Consider the following 15,213-nt stretch of genomic DNA (forward strand, 5'->3'; position numbering starts at 1 on the left):
AGGCGTTGTCGGAAGATATGGACCATGCAGCGGCGGACATATGACCTTACGTTCAGTGGACCACGGGGGGCCGACATCGCGATGATTCCCGGCGTGAATTTTGGCCCCCACACAAGGGCGGACGTTCTTTAGAGGCTCAGAAATCGGCTTCTCGAAACCCCGAGATGATCCGGTCTCGGCATGTCGAACTGCAGTGCGGGCGTTCAAGCGCTAAGCCTTCCACGGAGACCTAACAGAGCAGTTACAACCATTCTGATTCCTCGTCAGCTTCCCGAAAGCTAAGCCTCGTAGCGAGAACGTGTTTATCCAGGTTTGACGTTAGCTGCTCAGATTGTCAGGAGAATCGGATGGATCTGTTCAACCACCTCCACCCATTCGAGGCCCCAGATGTCGAGGCGTATGACGACGAGCTGGAACAGCAGCAGGAGTACCAAGCGGGATTTCAGCAGCACCTGAACGAGTTGCATCCGCACGAGCGCCCGCCCCAGAATTCAAATAACCTCAGCGACCGCGACGTTGTGTCGAACAGAGCGGATTGTTTGAGGATGCCGCACGCGGATCGCGTTGGACAAGGCACCTCGCGGTTACCCTCGGATTCGCCCGTCTTCTCTGGACAAGGGATCAATCAACATCTGCTTTTTCCGGGCGCGGATCGGAGTGGCCAGTTGCCAGCCGGCAGTTCCAGTCTGACGGATAGTTGGCACGGCGTGGATGCAGCTGCCGATTGGCCGACGCAAAGTTTCGATCAGGAGGAGCATTGGTGGGCGGAGCCCGGTGATGTGGTGCCTGAGTGGCCAATGACCGCGGCAATTCCTTGGCAGCAAAATCTCGGAGCATCAATCCTCGGGCGACAGCCCCGGCCGGCCGATGGCAGTACGACGGATCTTGAAGACCCTGTCCTCAGGCAATCGCGGCTCGACCATATCTTGGACACCTGGGCCGGCGAGGAGGGGCAGACGGAAGGCGAAGACCGCCAAGAGGCCGTAAGACGAATAAGAGCCTGGGCAGAGGCCGGCGACGTCTATGCAGGGCTGGAGCTGCATGATCTGGGCCTGACGACATTGCCCGCCGCCCTTCCGCCCGGGCTCCAGTCGCTCAACGTTAGCGAGAACGAGCTGGTGCGCCTGCCCGACACCCTTCCGTCCGGCCTCCGGACGCTTAGCGCCAGCAACAACCGGTTAACTGGCCTGCCCGACACTCTCCCGACTGGACTCCAGTCTCTGGTCATCAGCAGCAACCAGCTGACCGGGCTGCCCGAAACGCTTCCGGAGAGCCTTTCGAGACTCGCCGTCTGCAGCAATCGGCTGACCAGCCTGCCAGACAACCTGCCGGCCGGGCTCCAGGACCTTGATGTCCGCGGCAACCTGTTGACCCGCCTACCCAACACCCTACCATCCGGACTTCAGTCGCTGGCCCTCGGCAGCAACCGGGTGACCAGTCTACCCGACACTCTCCCGCCCGAACTTGAAGAGCTCGAAGCCGACGGCAACCGGCTGACCAGCCTGCCCGACACTCTCCCGGCCGAGCTCCTGTTGCTCTTCGCGCGCGATAACCGGCTGAACAGCCTGCCCGAGACCCTCCCGACTGAGCTCCAGAGACTCCACGTCAGCGGCAACAGCCTGTCGAACTTGCCCGAGAACCTCCCGACCGAGCTCCAGATGCTCGAGGCACGCAACAATCAGCTGACCAGCCTGCCGGAGACCCTGCTAACCCGGCTAGGTTCTGGATGCATGGTTTATGTGGAGGACAATGCGCTGCCCGAGCAGGTGCGGACGAATTTGGCGGCAGCCCTGAATGCGCCGAGCTATGCCGGCCCCCGGGTCTTCTTTTCAATGGGTGAGGGGACGATGGTGGAGCAGGAACGACCGCTGGCCGATGCGGCCGCGGACTGGTTGAAGGGCGAGCCGGAGGCGATCGCTGCCTGGCAGAACTTCGCTCACGAGGATGGTGCCCCGGAATACGCGCGCTTCCTCGACAAGCTGCAGAAGACTGTGAATTATGACAATCCCGAATTCCGAGAGGCGGTGGCCGAGGATCTACGGCAGGCGGCGATCAGGCCGGAATTGCGGCGGCAGTTTTTTGAGCTGGCCTACGGGGCGAGCGAGACCTGCCAGGATCGCGTCACCCTGACCTGGAACGGCATGCAGACCGCACGTCTGAAGGCTGATGTCGAGGACGGAGCCTATGACGATCGGCTCGGCGAACTCATCCAGCAAGCGCGGGTCCTGTTCCGCCTGAACGCGCTCGAGCCGATCGCCCGTCAGAAGGTCGACTCGCTCGGGTTCGTCGACGAAATCGAGGTCTATCTCGCCTATCAGGTCAAGCTACGTGAGCGGCTGGACCTGCAGCTCATCGCTCCGGACATGCGATTCTTTGATGTCGCCCACGTCACTGAAGACGACCTCACCGCAGCCGAGATCCAGGTGCGCAATGAGGCGGCGGCGGGGTTCGCCGACTATCTGGCAACTCGCTGGCAGCCCTGGGAGATGGTGGTGAGCCGGATTGCCCCCCAAGCCCATGCACAGATGCAGGACCGCCTCATCGCGGCGATGGAGGAAGAGTTGCCAAGCCGCCTTGAGCAACGGCTCGCCGATCATCAACTTACCGGAGACAGCGATGCCAAGGTGCAATTTGGAGCCCAGATCCGCGAGGAGATCGCCCGCGAGATCAAGGGCGCTCTAATGCGCCAAGTGCTTGGGGACCGTGGGCTTGAGCTGTGAAGCGGCCATCCAATTGCGAGGAGCGTCAATTTTGCTTCCACCCGCCCTCGCTATGGTGGTCGTCCTCAGGCGTATAGCTGCCCTTGAAGAAAGATTTTGGGGATGCCTGGTCCGCCATCGGATTCATACTTTCGTGCGGGTGGAACGGACAGCGCCTGGCAGCAGTCTTCCTGCGGCAGCCGAACAGGCGGTCGTCGCGCGTCCTGAGGCGATCGAACCGCTCAACTGCGAGCACGCGGCGCCCGGCGAAATCGATGATGCTTGATTTGGCGACAGGCAAGCCGAGTTCCGCAACAGCTCAAGGCACAGATGATCGTTTTCAACGCTGCCGGTGTCAGGTCGATTGCGTTCCGCAACTTCCCAATCTGCGGCTTGATAATGTGCGTAGTTGCGGTCGTGCCATGAGGCACGTGCCACTTGTCTTTCCAGTAAAGCAGCGCTGTCTTTTCTTTCGCGCCTGCGAGAGAAATGCGGAAGTCCTGGTCGGGGCCGATGCCGAGCGGATTGTTGGCAAGATTGCCCAGAATGGCGGCGATCTCCTGACCGCTAGCGGCGCGGCCATCACTCGTGCCGGCGGCGCCGGGTGCGGGACCGTCGGGAAGGAATTGCAGCGCGCCGATGCAATCGCGACCGATTGCGGAGAGCAGGCTGTAAGCGTCGGCTCCGTCAGCATGCGCGCGTTCGGCGACGCGTCGGCGGATGTCGTCATTGTCGGGCAGAAGATTGTCAAAAACAGCGACGACGGGATCGCCGATATAACGATCCTCCCGCAATGGCAGCGACACCGAAACGGGCTGGGCATTTTCCCACGCGAGCCCCTGCCTGTCGTACTGGAAATCGATTGCGCCGCGGCTCTCGGCCGCAGCCGCCCGACCAGCCGTGCGTTGAGATAGACGGTATCGGCGCGCGGGCAGGACGACGCGCCATCAGAACAGATCCTCAATTGCTTCAGCCGTCAATTTGGTGCGAGGCCGGATGACCAACTCGAGGTCGAGCGCGGCCAGCGCATCCATCAGAATACGTAGCTGCGTTGCAGGTGCACCAGCTTCCAGCTTCGAGACCGTCGCTTGACGCGCATGCATCTTCTCACCGAGGCCAGCCTGGGTGAACTTCTTCTGCCGTCGGTAGCGCCTGATCCCGGCGCCAATTTGTGGGGGGGGGGGAGCGGGCAATCGTATCCACTAAAGCAGCATACGTGAACGCGTATATCGCCTCAATATACGCGACCGCGAATATCTGCCGATTATACGTGTTCAGGTATGTTTATGCATAACACGCAATTGCGTCATAAAGCCCCGCGATCCGGCGCCTCTCTTATTGAAATTGCTAAAAGAACCATCACAGGCACCCGCCCGCCTGTGCGCGGTAGAAACAGCCAGCGCCGATGCTATCTTCTCGACCTGGAGGGTAGCGGCCGTCAGCTTATTGGAGGCCCACTCCCCGTAAAAAAACGTGGCCCCCCGGTGGATGCGGTGACGCCGTTCGGACGGTCATCCCGATTAGCTTTTGGACCCTCGACAGCGATTGGGCTGGAAAGCTATGGCGATTATCAGGTTGACACCACAAGGCTCAACGGGCAGTGTCTTGGCCATCGGAGCAGTCCCATGGCCAAGAACAGCCTTTTCGCCGAACCTCATTTCCAGAACGACGAAGCCGCCCGCGAGATGCTGGAAGGCATCATGTGGCCGGATGGCCCGGTATGCCCGCATTGCGGCGTCGTGAACCATGCCTACAAGACCAAGCGCCCGGGCGTATACCGTTGCGCTGAGAAGGCTTGCCGCAAGGACTTCACGGTCACCATGAAAACCGTCATGGAGCGGTCCAAGATTGCGCTCCACAAGTGGCTGCAAGCCTTCCACCTGATGACCAGAAGCAAGAAGGGCGTTTCTGCCCATCAGCTCCACAGAACCCTCCAGATCGGCTACGAGGCCGCGTGGTTCATGGCGCATCGCATCCGCGAGTCCATGCGTGCCGGGGGCTTGCAGCCGCCTATGGGCAGTGGCAGCAAGGTCGTGGAAGCCGACGAAACGTTCTATGGCTTCCAAGAAGGCCAGCCCAAGACCGGCCGTCGCGCTTGGTCGAACAAGAACGTCGTCTTGAAGCTGGTTGAACGCGGCGGCTCTGCCCGCAGCTTCCACGTTGACGGCGTGCGCGTTGGCGACCTGATGCCGATCATCCGCAACTTCAGTCGCGAAGTTCAACTGATGACCGACAAAGCCAACGCCTACAAATTCATTGCGGAGGTTGATGGCCTCGACCATTCGACCGTCACCCACAGCAAGGACGAATATGTCCGCTATGAAGGCGACAAGATGATCTCGACCAATACGGTCGAGGGCTACTATTCGATCTTCAAGCGCCGCATGAAGGGCGTTTATCAGCACTGCGCTGAAAAGCACGTGCACCGCTATCTTTCAGAGTTTGACTTTCGCTATTCCAACCGCTCCGCGCTCGAGGTTACCGATGGGGAACGGCGAACGCTTGCGATCAAAGGCGCATCTGGCAAGCGTTTGACGTATCGGGGACGTCACTAAACCCGATCACTCTCGCCTTGAACGGAGAATCGCTCGCAAGTGCAACAAAAAAATTAAGCGGAAGCCTTAGATTTTTTTCTTTGGCTTCTGTTGCTTCTTGGCTTTTCCCTGAGTCAGACTTTCCATTGGCTTGTGGCCAACAATTCGCGCGCCCTTTAAAGCGGCTTCCAAGCGAAGTCGCGCCTCTTGCACGGAGTAGTTCTCTTCCGTTGGTTTTTTAGCATTCAAGGCTCTCTCATGTGGTTGGCGTTAACTTCAAAAACTCTTCAGGCTCTCGAAGAACTTAAAACCGGCTCTGATCGCGTCGTTGCCGTTGTTGCCGGAGCAATCATCGATTCATTACTCACAGATATTTTGAAGAGCGAACTAAGCCCGAGAAAGTCGGGAAAAGTTAGCGAAGTGCAATCCAACTTCTTCCAGCCCGAAGGCCCAGTTGGAAGCTTCGCGGCGAAGATCAATCTCGCCTATTTGCTCGGCTTCTTCAGCGACGAAGCATACTCCGATCTTCATAACTTCAAAAACATCCGAAACCTGTTTGCGCACTATTCCGAACACAATTCGTTTGACTCGCAACGGGTCAAAGATCGCTGTGCAAACTTCAAATTGATAGAGACTTGGGTCGGTCCCGCCACCGCTACCAGGGATTTGGGTGACGGTAAGACGGAGTATATAGACAGCCTAATGGCATACGGCGACGGAAGCGGGATAAGGCTCTCTCTCGTCAAGCATGAAGAAGTTAAGGTATCCCCCCGGGGCCGCTTTATTGCCACTGCCCAAGTGCTCAGCGCCAACATTGAAATTTTCGCGTCATCAATACCGCTTCATCCTGATTTGAAAGAGAACGTATTTAAGACGAAACCGATACTCTAGCGCGCGCCACATTGCTTGGAAGATACGAGGAGAACATCCTTATGTCTTCTATCCTGCCGTCCCGCATGGCGTAAGCCATCGCACCCGCCTCAATCATCGCAGGCGTTATCTCAATCTCCGGGGAGTCAGCCTCGAAATGGGCCGAAGCGGCCCTATTACTACCATTCGCGTTTGTGGTGGCAACCATATGGTCACCAATTGTACTTCACGTACCCACGGTGCTACCAGTGAGTAGCGCCGGGGAAAGATTCGCTCCCGGCAGGCTATGGAGCCTGTGGGATATGCTTAGAATTCACGCCTACGATTACGTGTTCTTCGGCACCGACCTTGTTTGGCTTCGCGAGAAGTTGGAGGCGATTGAACACCGCTGGTCAATGACAACGCCGGGTGAGGATGGGACTGCAACAACTCTACTTGAGACCGCGCCAGAAGCCCTTTCTGCCGAACAGCAGGAATTTTCCAGACAGGCGTTTGAAACGCTTGGCAAGAGATGTCGGGAGGTGGGTTTGCCGGTCACGGCCGCCCTTGCAGAGCGCGCAATAGAAATTCCACCAAAAACGGCAGCTGAGATTGACGCATTGATAGCGGCGTTTGCTGCCGAGCTTAAATCTCTTCTATTTTTGTTCGTTCCGAACCATCTGGCGAAGTTCTACGAACTAACTCTGCAAAATGAGATCGCTATGGCTTTTCCACACGCGTCTAAGGAAATCGTGGCAGCGGGAAATTGTTTAGCGTCCGGGCTCTTTACCGCATCAGTCTTTCATTCGATGCGAGCGGCAGAGATTGGCGTTCGCGTTCTTGGCGCCGAATTGGGAGTGTCGTTCCCCGATAAACCGCTAGAGTTAGCAGAATGGCAGCAAATCCTAGATCAGTCTGAGTCAAAGATAAAGGCAATGAAAGCCCTTCAGCCGAAGCAACGCAGAGACGAAGAGCTTAATTTTTACTCTCAAGCAGCTGTACAATTTACCTACTTCAAGGATGCGTGGCGGGTTCGTGTCGCCCATGCTCGCGAAACCTACGACGAAAACCCTGCAACCAGAGTATTAAACCACACCATCGAATTTTTCGAGGTGCTGTCTACTCGCTTGAAGGAGCCTTCAATTTAGGACGAACGATCTTTTTGAAGATTCTTTCGAAATCCTCCTCGCTTTCATTCGATCCAAGCTCCCGAGCGGTCTCAATAAACCGCTCGGATTGCTCTTTGTCACTTAGCTTCAGTTTCGGCTTTGCCTTTTTTCCCTTTTGGGAAGCGGCGGCTTTTGCCATACGGGGCCTTTTGGCTAATTAGTCGTTCGATAGGTGAGCCGCTTTCCCGTGAAACCCTTCAACGCGCGTTCTGCACGGTCGGTATCGTTCACGCCAAGCGCGATGCGGTTGCTGTAGCGGAAATCGAATTCGTTCAGATATCGGTGCAAATGCTTCTCAGCGCAATGCTGATAAGTGCCCTTCATGCCGCGTTTGAACACGGAATAGTAGAATAGTAGCCTTCAACGGTGTTGGTCGAGACCATCTTGTCGGCTTCGTAACGGACGTACTCGTCCTCGCTATGGGTGACGGTTGAATGGTTGAGCCCATCAGTTTCCGCAATGAACTTGTAGGCGTTGGCTTCGTCGGTCATGAGCTGCGCTTCGCGGGACAGGTTCTCGCGAACGATAGGCATGATGTCCGCAACGCGCACGCCATCAATGTGGAAGCTGCGAGCAGAGCCGCCGCGCTCCACAAGGGTGAGAACCACGTTCTTGTTAGCCCAAGCGGTGCGGCCCTTCTTGGGAGCGCCTTCAACGCGGCCGAAGAAAGTTTCGTCGGCTTCCACAACGCCGCCGTTACCACCCATCGGGGAGGCGTCAGTCGAGCGCATAGCCTCGCGGATGCGATGGGACAGGAACCACGCAGTCTTGAGGGTGCAGCCAAGGGTGCGGTGAAGCTGGTTGCTTGAAATCCCCTTCTTGCTGGACGCCATCAGGAAGATGGCCTGTAGCCAGTGACGCATGGGGACGTGGCTGGCCTCAAAGATGGTCCCAACCTTCACGGTGAAGGGCTTGCGGCACTGGTAGCACTTGTAAGCGCCGATGCGGGTGGATTTGCCGCCCATCTTGGAGATGCGCTCCACGCCGCCGCAATGCGGGCAGACCGGCCCTTGCGGCCACAAGCGGGCTTCAACGAAAGCATAGGCGGCTTCTTCGTTGTGGAAGTGCTTGGCTGAAAGGACCGATTTCATGACCATTTCTCCCTATGCCGCAACCCTATAGGGACGCGCTGGGTACGTCAAGTATCGCAATTACGGTATTCCGAATTTCAATAGGTAGTCTATCTTTTCTTCAGTCGCGCTTGGACGATTGGGAATGTTTGATGGACGCAGTGCTGCCGCTGGAGGCGAACGGGCCGGTGCGAGTGAAGCGCAACTTCACCGTAATTCGTGGTGGAAAGGACTAGCGGTTGTGCTGCTGGTTGTTGACTCGGGAAAGGGGAATCACCGAAAGTTCCCGGTGGTGTGCAGATTCACGCACCCACTGGAAAACCGGGGTCTGGCCACCCCGGCTTCCCGTGAACCTCAGCAAGGCCTTGGGGACTCTTGCAGAAAGTCGCTCACAACCGGCACCGTAAGGTGCTGCGATAATCTGTCAAGCGTCTTCAAGGCCCTTTCCTAAAAGGGTAATGAAATGAAGACCTCAACTTATGCACTGACTTTCGATGACGCTGTGGATATCTGGCTTCGCCACTGGAACGGCGAATTCCAGCATCGAATCGCAGCACACTACGACGTGAATCCTGGTCGCGTGAACGAAGTCCTGAAGGGCTCTCGCCACGTGGGCAGCCGCGAAGCGGCCTTGTCCCGCAAATCGGCCTGAGATGGAGCCCGCGCAAGCCGGGCTTTTTCATTCACTCGAAACAGGACCCATGTAATGGCAATTATCCTTGTCACCTACGACCTTAAACAGCCGGGGCGCAACTACACGCCGGTTCACAACTATCTGCGCCAGTTCACCCACTGCAAAGGACTGGAGTCGGTGTACCTGCTCGATACCACTGCGTCGGTCAGCACGATCCGCGACAACTTGCGGTCGGTCATCGACACGAATGATGTCGTGTTCGTCGTGCGCCTCACTCAAGAATGGGCGTCGTGGGGTTACTCATGTGGCGACTGGCTGAATTCCCCCCAGCGCAACTGGTAGATACCGAAGCTCCGTAAGGAGTGCCGTCCACCTTGAACTGAATGCGAAGCAGTTTGGCGAAGCAGTGCAGAACTTGCAGTCTCATTTTGGTTCTCCAAAAAAGACCCCGGGCAATGGCCCGGGATCAATTCGTTAGTGTCCTCTCACGGCTGAGGGGCTTGACTGGGTACGGCAAGTGCAATATGTCAAAGCTATATTAGAACATACTAAGAACGATCGAGCTTCCGGTTGTATTTTCAAGACCCACTCTCAATAACGATGTTGTCCGGCACATCATGCGTTTAGCGTTGCCATCTCAGCATGAAGTCGGGCTCAGGAGCCGCGTCATTGACTTTGTTCCGCCATTTGCATGACGACGCGTTTTTGGCCTTCTCGCGCGACCACAAGCATCTCTACGCGGCCTGTCTGCTCGACCTCCATGAACGCTTCTTTTCAGGCGCGCCGTCGTTTCCGACGCCGCAGCAGGTGGTCCATGCCATCTACGACGTCATGCGCGCCAACCCCACCCTCTGGAACGAGGGAGATGATTTGGGCAGCCTGCCGGAAATGATCTCCGCGGGACGCCGCCGGATCCGGAAGGCCGACGTCGCGCTCGCTTCCGAGAAGGGCGACAAGGCGCTCGGTCTTGCCCGACAATTGTATGCCCGGCTGCTCGCCTGGGGATGGCTTGAAGAGGAGGAATACGGGCTTCGCGTTACCGTGGATGTCGCTATGGGACCGCTGCTCGTAATCCAGCGGCTCGCGAGCCTCAACAAGGATCTCTCGCAGCGCTTCGGCGGCTTGATCGTGCAAATCCGCCTCAACCTGGAGGCTGTCGAAAAACTAAGGCCCGAGATCACCGACCGCAAGCAGCGCGAAGCCGCGCTCGCCGTCCGCGAGGCGCGCAATCAGGCCGACCAGTTCACGAAGAGCCTGCGGGCCATTCTGGCCGACCTGAAGCGCGTCCGACGGACTGTCATGGAGTCCAAAACAGTCGCTACCCGGCTGGAAGCCTTTTTCGACGAGTTCGTCGAACAGCTCCTGCTGAAGGATTTCGAGTCCATCCTCACCGTCAACCATCCGTACCGCTTCCGCGACGCCATCGTCGATCTCGCGCGCAGGATCTCCTACACCCCGGAAACCATGCAGGTCCTCGCCGAGGAGTACACAGCTTCCAGCATGGCAGCCGACATCGAGGACGGTCGACTGGCCGCGGCCGACGACCTGCTGGCCATCGAAAGCATCTTCGATCAGATCGGGGAGATGTTCGACAGGATCGAGGCCTTCCGCAGGCAGCTCGAAGCCCGGGTCCGCAACACCATCAAGTACGCCGAGCGGGGCGGGCAGGGACTCGCCGGCCGGGCCGGCGACCTGGTGCGACGCCTGGATGCCCTACTGCGGGACGGCAGACACCACAACGCGACAATCGAATGGAGCATCGAGCCGCGGCGGTCCCCCTGGTCGGAGCACCATCAGGCGCCGACCAGGCAGCCGCGCCGTCCCGTCGAAGCAAGAGAGCTCGCCGAGCCGCCGTCGGATCCGCTGTACGAACTGCGCAAGAAGCTCCGCCTCGAATACATCGCTCGCGTCGCGCCCCGCCCCGAGGATGTCCGACGATTCCTCGAGGGCCAGGTGCCGCCATTCGCGACCAGGGAAGCCCGCTTCATGGAGATCGGTACCGTGGACGACTTTCTCGCCTTCGATTGCGCCCGCCGATATGCGTTGACGGGCGAGGTTCCGGCGCAGGTCGCGGCCGGGTTTGAACTCGAACCGTGCCCCGGCACGCCACCACACGACAGCGAATGGCTCCGTTGCGCAAACTTCCTGGTCAAGCGATCGGGCGCACTTCGGAAGGCGAGGGCGGCTCATGCTCAGTGAATTCGAAAACGTCGAGCGCTCCTTCGGCGCGGAAAAGGCAGCCGACCTCCGCAAAGCGCTGCACTTCCTCCTACGGCGGCAGTTCGTGTTCGCGGGAGACCCCCGGACCGGGACAGTCTACAATACGATCATGGATGGCCGCTCCCGCGACGTGGTCGACGGCTTCTTCGATGGTTGCGGATACCGCGTCCATCGCGATCCGGAGGCGCAATGGGCCGGCATCGTCGCCATGGACGAGGACGTGCCGCTGCCCCGGATGAAGCTCGATGAAACAATCGTCATACTGGTGCTGGCGGCATACTGGCAGCAGGAGGTGAACGTCGGAGCAGTCGAGGACCGGGCCGTCATAGTGGCCACTTTGAATGACCTGTTCGATCGCTACCGCGAGATGGCGCAACACGGCGGCGGTGGCGCGATCTCGCCCGCCCGCTTCCGGGACATCCTGCGCGAAGCCGCCCAACGCAGTTTGGTCGAGATCGGTGATTTTGACGACGAGCAGCAGGACTGCGAGATCAGGATCCGTCCGATGATCAAGCTGATCAGTGGCGGCGATGCCCTCCAACGGCTCGAGCGCTACGTCCGCAGCGAGGAGGCGCGGTTTCCGCAGCCGGCAGGAGACGAGGCATGATGGAGCTACGCCACCTGACGATGGTGAACTGGCACCTGTTCGACGTCGCTGACATCGACGTGACAGGACACGTCGGGGTCCTGGGCGAGAACCGGTCCGGCAAATCGACAATCCTCGACATGGCACAGGTCGTTCTCACCGGGGCGAGCCGGCGGTTCTTGCGCCTGAACGCGGTCGCCGGCGATAGCGGAAAATCGCGCAGCGGCTCGAAGCGCAGCGTCGTCGATTACTGCCTTGGGACGCTCGGCGAAGATCAGCGCCGGCGCGACGAGGCGCGCACCTACATCGCGCTCGGTTTCGAAGACACGGAAGGCGCCCGGCCACCGGTCACGATCGGCATGGCGCTCGAGGCGCGCAAGTCCGACAGCAGGGAGACCGTGCTGGCAATGTTCGTCGCCGTCGGGACCGTTCTGAGCTCCAAAGACTTCATCGAGCAGCGAGGAAAGTCGCAATTCCCGGGGCAGTGGGAGGACGTGCGCGCCCGGATCGTCGCGGCGGTCGGCGAAGGCAACTTCGTCAATCATCGCGACCGGGCGAGCGACTACGTCCGCGAGTACATGCGCCATCTTCTGCCGCATTCGCCCTATGGCGAGCAGAACGCCAGCGCCCTGCAGAAATCAATCGTCAACGCGATGACGCTCGACCACAACCAGACGGCCACGCAGTTCGTGCGGAACTACATCCTCGAGGACAGTCCGATCGGCATCAAGGAGCTGCGCGAGTCGATCCAGACATACCGGAACATCAGCGAAACCATCCGGAAAATGCGCCTCAGGCTCGAAGCCCTCAGGGCGCTTCGGGGCGTCCTTGCCGCGCTTGAAGAGGCGCTCGAGACCAAGTTCAGGGAGGAGTGGATCGCAAAACGCGCGACTTGGCTCGCGGCGCGGGCGACAAACATGGACTTCAAGACCAAGTGGCGTACCGAGTTGGCGCGCCGGAACGCCGCAGCAAAAGAACTCGAATTCATCGACGACGACGTCAAGGCCATCGATAACGAGATCGAACGCCTCACGGCCGCGATCGCCGAGCACGATGCCAAGACCGGCAGAAAGTCCCTGCAGCAGACCGCCGATGTGGCCGGCCAGGCGGCGCACCGCGCCTCGGCGGACTTCAAGGCTCGCATGGAGAACATCCGTCGCCTAGAGCCGCTACGCGCGATGTGCGCGGACGGTTTCGAGGACTTCGTCCCTGCGCTTGAGCGTCTTGTGACCGGCACCGCCGGCGCCGACATCGGGGGCATCTCCGACGAGGTCACCGCGGCCGAGAAGTCCTTCGCGGCAAGCGGCACCAAATGGCTTCCGAAGATCGACGAAGCGCGTCAAACGATCATCGCAGAGCTTTCCGGGCTCCGAGGCCGGCGCGACGAGGTGCTCGAACGGATCCGACAGCACGCCGCCGGAGGGGCGCGCGCCTATCTTGGGGACGACACTGAACTCCTCTGCCGCAGGCTGCGGCAGAGGGGAATGGTCCCGCGCGTGCTCTGCGACATCATCGAAGTCGCCGAACCCGAGTGGGTGGGAGCCGCCGAAGCGCTCCTCGGCCGCGACCGCGAAGCTGTGTTCGTGGACAGAGCGGATATCAGCGCCGCCACGTCAATCTTCAAGGAAGGTCGCCGCGAGTTTCGCCACGCATCCCTAGTGAGCCTAAACAAGCTCGAGCAGTTCAGGGCCAAGCCGGAGCGCGGCACTTTCCCCTCAATCTTCCGGAGCCAGGATCCGGACGCGATGGCCTTCATCATGCGCCGCTACGGCACGGTCCGCCTCGCGGACACGCTCGACCAGTTCAACAGGCCCGGCCGGGCGATTATGAAGGACGGCCTCTACGACGACGGACTCGTAAGGACCCATCGCTGGATCGAGGCCTCGCATCACAAGATTGGAAAGGCGGCCCAGGCCAACGCCCTGCGCTCCCTGCAGGATCAGGCCGAGGAGCTGGGTCGGATCTTGACCGACAAGGGGAGGGAGGCCCATGCCGCGGAGCAGGCTTTTGCCGCTCTGAAGAACATCTGCGAGGGACGTAATGACCTGGGGGCTTGCGCGGCCGCCTTCGCGGCCGCGCAGACTGAGGTCGCTGAAGCTCAGGCCAGGCTCGATGCCCTCGACGGCGCGGGGGACGGCGGGCTTCGCGACAAAAAGAGGGCGCAGCAGAAGCTGAAGGACAAGAGGCTGGAGGAGAGAAAGACACAGCAGAAGGCGTTCGGCGAGCATGACGGCGAGGTCAGGTCGGCGGAGAGGAGGCTCGGAGAGGGCGAGAACGTGCCCGGCTCCGTACTCAACCTCAGGGTCGCCCGGTCGATATACCGCAAGTTTTTCCCACTCTACTCCACCGCGAAAGGCAGGGCCGTCTACCGCGACCGCCTCGATGCCGCAGCCCAAAAGGGCTTCGCGGAGAAACACCGGGCCATCGCCGAGAAGGCCTTGAAGGATGCGAACGCGTCCGATAACGAGCGCGCCCGGATCGAGCGACGGGTCCGCGAGCTTCTTTACGATTACTTTGAACAGTTCGGGATGAGTTCGCAGGTCGGCGCGGAAAGCGAGCCGCTGCGGGAGGTGAAGCCGTGGATGGAGCAGCTCATCTCGGATATCGAATCCAACGAGCTGCGCCAGTACGAAAGGCAGGCGCGGGGAGCGGCGGAGAAGGCGTCCACCCTGCTGCGCGGCGAGTTCATCAACGCGCTCACGGCCCGGATCGGAAAGATGGAGCGGGAGCTGCAATCGTTGAACCGTAGCCTCTACGCACATCCCTTCCATAACGAGCGATATTCATTCCACCGCACCCAGATGGTGGAATTCCAACCCATCCTGAAGATCATCGAGATCGCCAAAACCTCTCCGGAGGCGCTTGATATGCTGTTCCGGGGCGACGTGCCGGATGACTTCCCGCACAAGGATACGATCGTCGCACTCGAGGCGCTGCTCGAGGACCCCGACAAGGATTTCACCCAGTTCGAGGACTACCGCAACTTCTACACTTTCGAGATCCACATGGAGGATGTCGCCACCGGCCGCTCGACCCGCTGGGAGCAGCGGCGCGGCACCGGGTCTGGCGCCGAACAGCAGGTGCCTATCTACGTTGCCATCGGCGCTTCGCTGGCCGCTGTCTACGGCAGCGCGGAGCGTCGCGCCGGCAAGCCCGCCGGTTTCGCGCTCGCCATGTTCGATGAGGCCTTCTCCAAGATGGACGGCAAGAACCAGCGGCAGATGATGAGCTTTTACAAAAACCTTGGCCTGCAGTTCGTGATCGCGGCGCCGTTCGAGAAGCGGGTCGCCGTGCTCGAGCACATGGACACCATCGTGGAGGTGGACCGGATCGGCGAGCAGTCCAGGGCCACCGTGGTGGAACTGAAAGAGAAGGCCAAGCGCGAACTCATGGCCATCGATCCGGACCTGATGTCCGAAGATGAGCTCGCCACCCGTCTGGCCGCAGAGTAG

Annotated in this window: 13 protein-coding genes and 1 pseudogene; 9 read left to right on the forward strand and 5 right to left on the reverse strand. The window is 59.8% G+C overall.

Annotated elements, in window-relative coordinates:
- The first annotated feature begins 347 nt into the window (after nt 1–347).
- On the forward strand, nt 348–2,720 hold the full coding sequence (locus ACRQ5Q_RS10930) for an NEL-type E3 ubiquitin ligase domain-containing protein (protein WP_439397657.1): 2,373 nt from the start codon (nt 348–350) through the stop codon (nt 2,718–2,720).
- 221 nt (nt 2,721–2,941) lie between these two features.
- Here the strand turns inward: ACRQ5Q_RS10930 and ACRQ5Q_RS10935 are convergent, their stop codons facing one another.
- Together ACRQ5Q_RS10935 and ACRQ5Q_RS10940 are read right to left on the reverse strand one after the other, a co-directional pair.
- Nucleotides 2,942–3,634, reverse strand: a complete 693-nt coding sequence (locus ACRQ5Q_RS10935) for a HipA N-terminal domain-containing protein (RefSeq protein ID WP_439399770.1) — start codon at nt 3,632–3,634, stop codon at nt 2,942–2,944.
- A 12-nt stretch (nt 3,635–3,646) separates the two neighbouring features.
- A complete protein-coding gene (locus ACRQ5Q_RS10940) occupies nt 3,647–3,898 on the reverse strand; it encodes a helix-turn-helix domain-containing protein (RefSeq protein ID WP_439399772.1) in 252 nt (83 codons plus the stop codon).
- Nucleotides 3,899–4,324: 426 nt separating this feature from the next.
- On the opposite strand from ACRQ5Q_RS10940, the gene ACRQ5Q_RS10945 reads away from it, so the two are divergent.
- A complete protein-coding gene (locus tag ACRQ5Q_RS10945) occupies nt 4,325–5,254 on the forward strand; it encodes an IS1595 family transposase (RefSeq protein ID WP_439397659.1) in 930 nt (309 codons plus the stop codon).
- Between the two features lie 66 nt (nt 5,255–5,320).
- Here ACRQ5Q_RS10945 and ACRQ5Q_RS10950 read toward each other — a convergent pair whose 3' ends face one another.
- Complete coding sequence (locus tag ACRQ5Q_RS10950; protein ID WP_439397660.1) at nt 5,321–5,482, reverse strand: hypothetical protein; 162 nt, start codon at nt 5,480–5,482, stop codon at nt 5,321–5,323.
- Nucleotides 5,483–5,491: 9 nt separating this feature from the next.
- On the opposite strand from ACRQ5Q_RS10950, the gene ACRQ5Q_RS10955 reads away from it, so the two are divergent.
- Both ACRQ5Q_RS10955 and ACRQ5Q_RS10960 read left to right on the forward strand, forming a co-directional pair.
- Nucleotides 5,492–6,124, forward strand: coding sequence for an MltR family transcriptional regulator (locus tag ACRQ5Q_RS10955; RefSeq protein ID WP_439397661.1), 633 nt, complete (start codon nt 5,492–5,494; stop codon nt 6,122–6,124).
- A gap of 281 nt (nt 6,125–6,405) precedes the next feature.
- Nucleotides 6,406–7,230 (forward strand): hypothetical protein, encoded by an 825-nt coding sequence (locus ACRQ5Q_RS10960; protein WP_439397663.1) that lies wholly within the window; start codon nt 6,406–6,408, stop codon nt 7,228–7,230.
- Here ACRQ5Q_RS10960 and ACRQ5Q_RS10965 read toward each other — a convergent pair.
- The gene (locus ACRQ5Q_RS10965) at nt 7,202–7,390 is read right to left on the reverse strand and encodes a hypothetical protein (RefSeq protein ID WP_439397664.1); all 189 of its coding nucleotides are present in this window, start codon (nt 7,388–7,390) and stop codon (nt 7,202–7,204) included. The genes ACRQ5Q_RS10960 and ACRQ5Q_RS10965 overlap by 29 nt on opposite strands.
- 14 nt (nt 7,391–7,404) lie before the next feature.
- Nucleotides 7,405–8,342: pseudogene (locus ACRQ5Q_RS10970) on the reverse strand (IS1595 family transposase).
- A 442-nt stretch (nt 8,343–8,784) separates the two neighbouring features.
- Here ACRQ5Q_RS10970 and ACRQ5Q_RS10975 point away from each other — a divergent pair.
- From ACRQ5Q_RS10975 to ACRQ5Q_RS10995, 5 genes are all read left to right on the forward strand, one after another.
- The gene (locus ACRQ5Q_RS10975; RefSeq protein ID WP_439397666.1) at nt 8,785–8,973 is read left to right on the forward strand and encodes a hypothetical protein; all 189 of its coding nucleotides are present in this window, start codon (nt 8,785–8,787) and stop codon (nt 8,971–8,973) included.
- A 54-nt stretch (nt 8,974–9,027) separates the two neighbouring features.
- On the forward strand, nt 9,028–9,297 hold the full coding sequence (locus ACRQ5Q_RS10980; RefSeq protein ID WP_439397668.1) for a hypothetical protein: 270 nt from the start codon (nt 9,028–9,030) through the stop codon (nt 9,295–9,297).
- A gap of 333 nt (nt 9,298–9,630) precedes the next feature.
- Entirely contained in the window at nt 9,631–11,154 is a 1,524-nt protein-coding gene (locus ACRQ5Q_RS10985) for a Wadjet anti-phage system protein JetA family protein (protein ID WP_439397669.1), read from the forward strand.
- Nucleotides 11,144–11,782, forward strand: coding sequence for a DUF4194 domain-containing protein (locus ACRQ5Q_RS10990; RefSeq protein ID WP_439397671.1), 639 nt, complete (start codon nt 11,144–11,146; stop codon nt 11,780–11,782). Before ACRQ5Q_RS10985 ends, ACRQ5Q_RS10990 begins: the two co-directional genes overlap by 11 nt.
- Nucleotides 11,779–15,213 carry an SbcC/MukB-like Walker B domain-containing protein gene (locus tag ACRQ5Q_RS10995; protein WP_439397673.1) on the forward strand — a complete coding sequence of 1,145 codons (3,435 nt, stop codon included), beginning with the start codon at nt 11,779–11,781 and terminating at the stop codon, nt 15,211–15,213. The genes ACRQ5Q_RS10990 and ACRQ5Q_RS10995 overlap by 4 nt, the downstream gene beginning before the upstream one ends.

Origin of the sequence: Bradyrhizobium sp. PMVTL-01 (genome assembly GCF_051861855.1) — a bacterium.
GTDB lineage: Bacteria > Pseudomonadota > Alphaproteobacteria > Rhizobiales > Xanthobacteraceae > Bradyrhizobium.

Bases quoted from the DNA above. Each gene is read 5' to 3' on its own strand.
- ACRQ5Q_RS10930 (WP_439397657.1), top strand. From the start codon at position 348: ATGGATCTGTTCAACCACCTCCACCCATTCGAGGCCCCAGATGTCGAG.
- ACRQ5Q_RS10945 (WP_439397659.1), top strand. From the start codon at position 4,325: ATGGCCAAGAACAGCCTTTTCGCCGAACCTCATTTCCAGAACGACGAA.
- ACRQ5Q_RS10955 (WP_439397661.1), top strand. From the start codon at position 5,492: ATGTGGTTGGCGTTAACTTCAAAAACTCTTCAGGCTCTCGAAGAACTT.
- ACRQ5Q_RS10960 (WP_439397663.1), top strand. From the start codon at position 6,406: ATGCTTAGAATTCACGCCTACGATTACGTGTTCTTCGGCACCGACCTT.
- ACRQ5Q_RS10965 (WP_439397664.1), bottom strand. From the start codon at position 7,390: ATGGCAAAAGCCGCCGCTTCCCAAAAGGGAAAAAAGGCAAAGCCGAAA.
- ACRQ5Q_RS10975 (WP_439397666.1), top strand. From the start codon at position 8,785: ATGAAGACCTCAACTTATGCACTGACTTTCGATGACGCTGTGGATATC.
- ACRQ5Q_RS10980 (WP_439397668.1), top strand. From the start codon at position 9,028: ATGGCAATTATCCTTGTCACCTACGACCTTAAACAGCCGGGGCGCAAC.
- ACRQ5Q_RS10990 (WP_439397671.1), top strand. From the start codon at position 11,144: ATGCTCAGTGAATTCGAAAACGTCGAGCGCTCCTTCGGCGCGGAAAAG.
- ACRQ5Q_RS10995 (WP_439397673.1), top strand. From the start codon at position 11,779: ATGATGGAGCTACGCCACCTGACGATGGTGAACTGGCACCTGTTCGAC.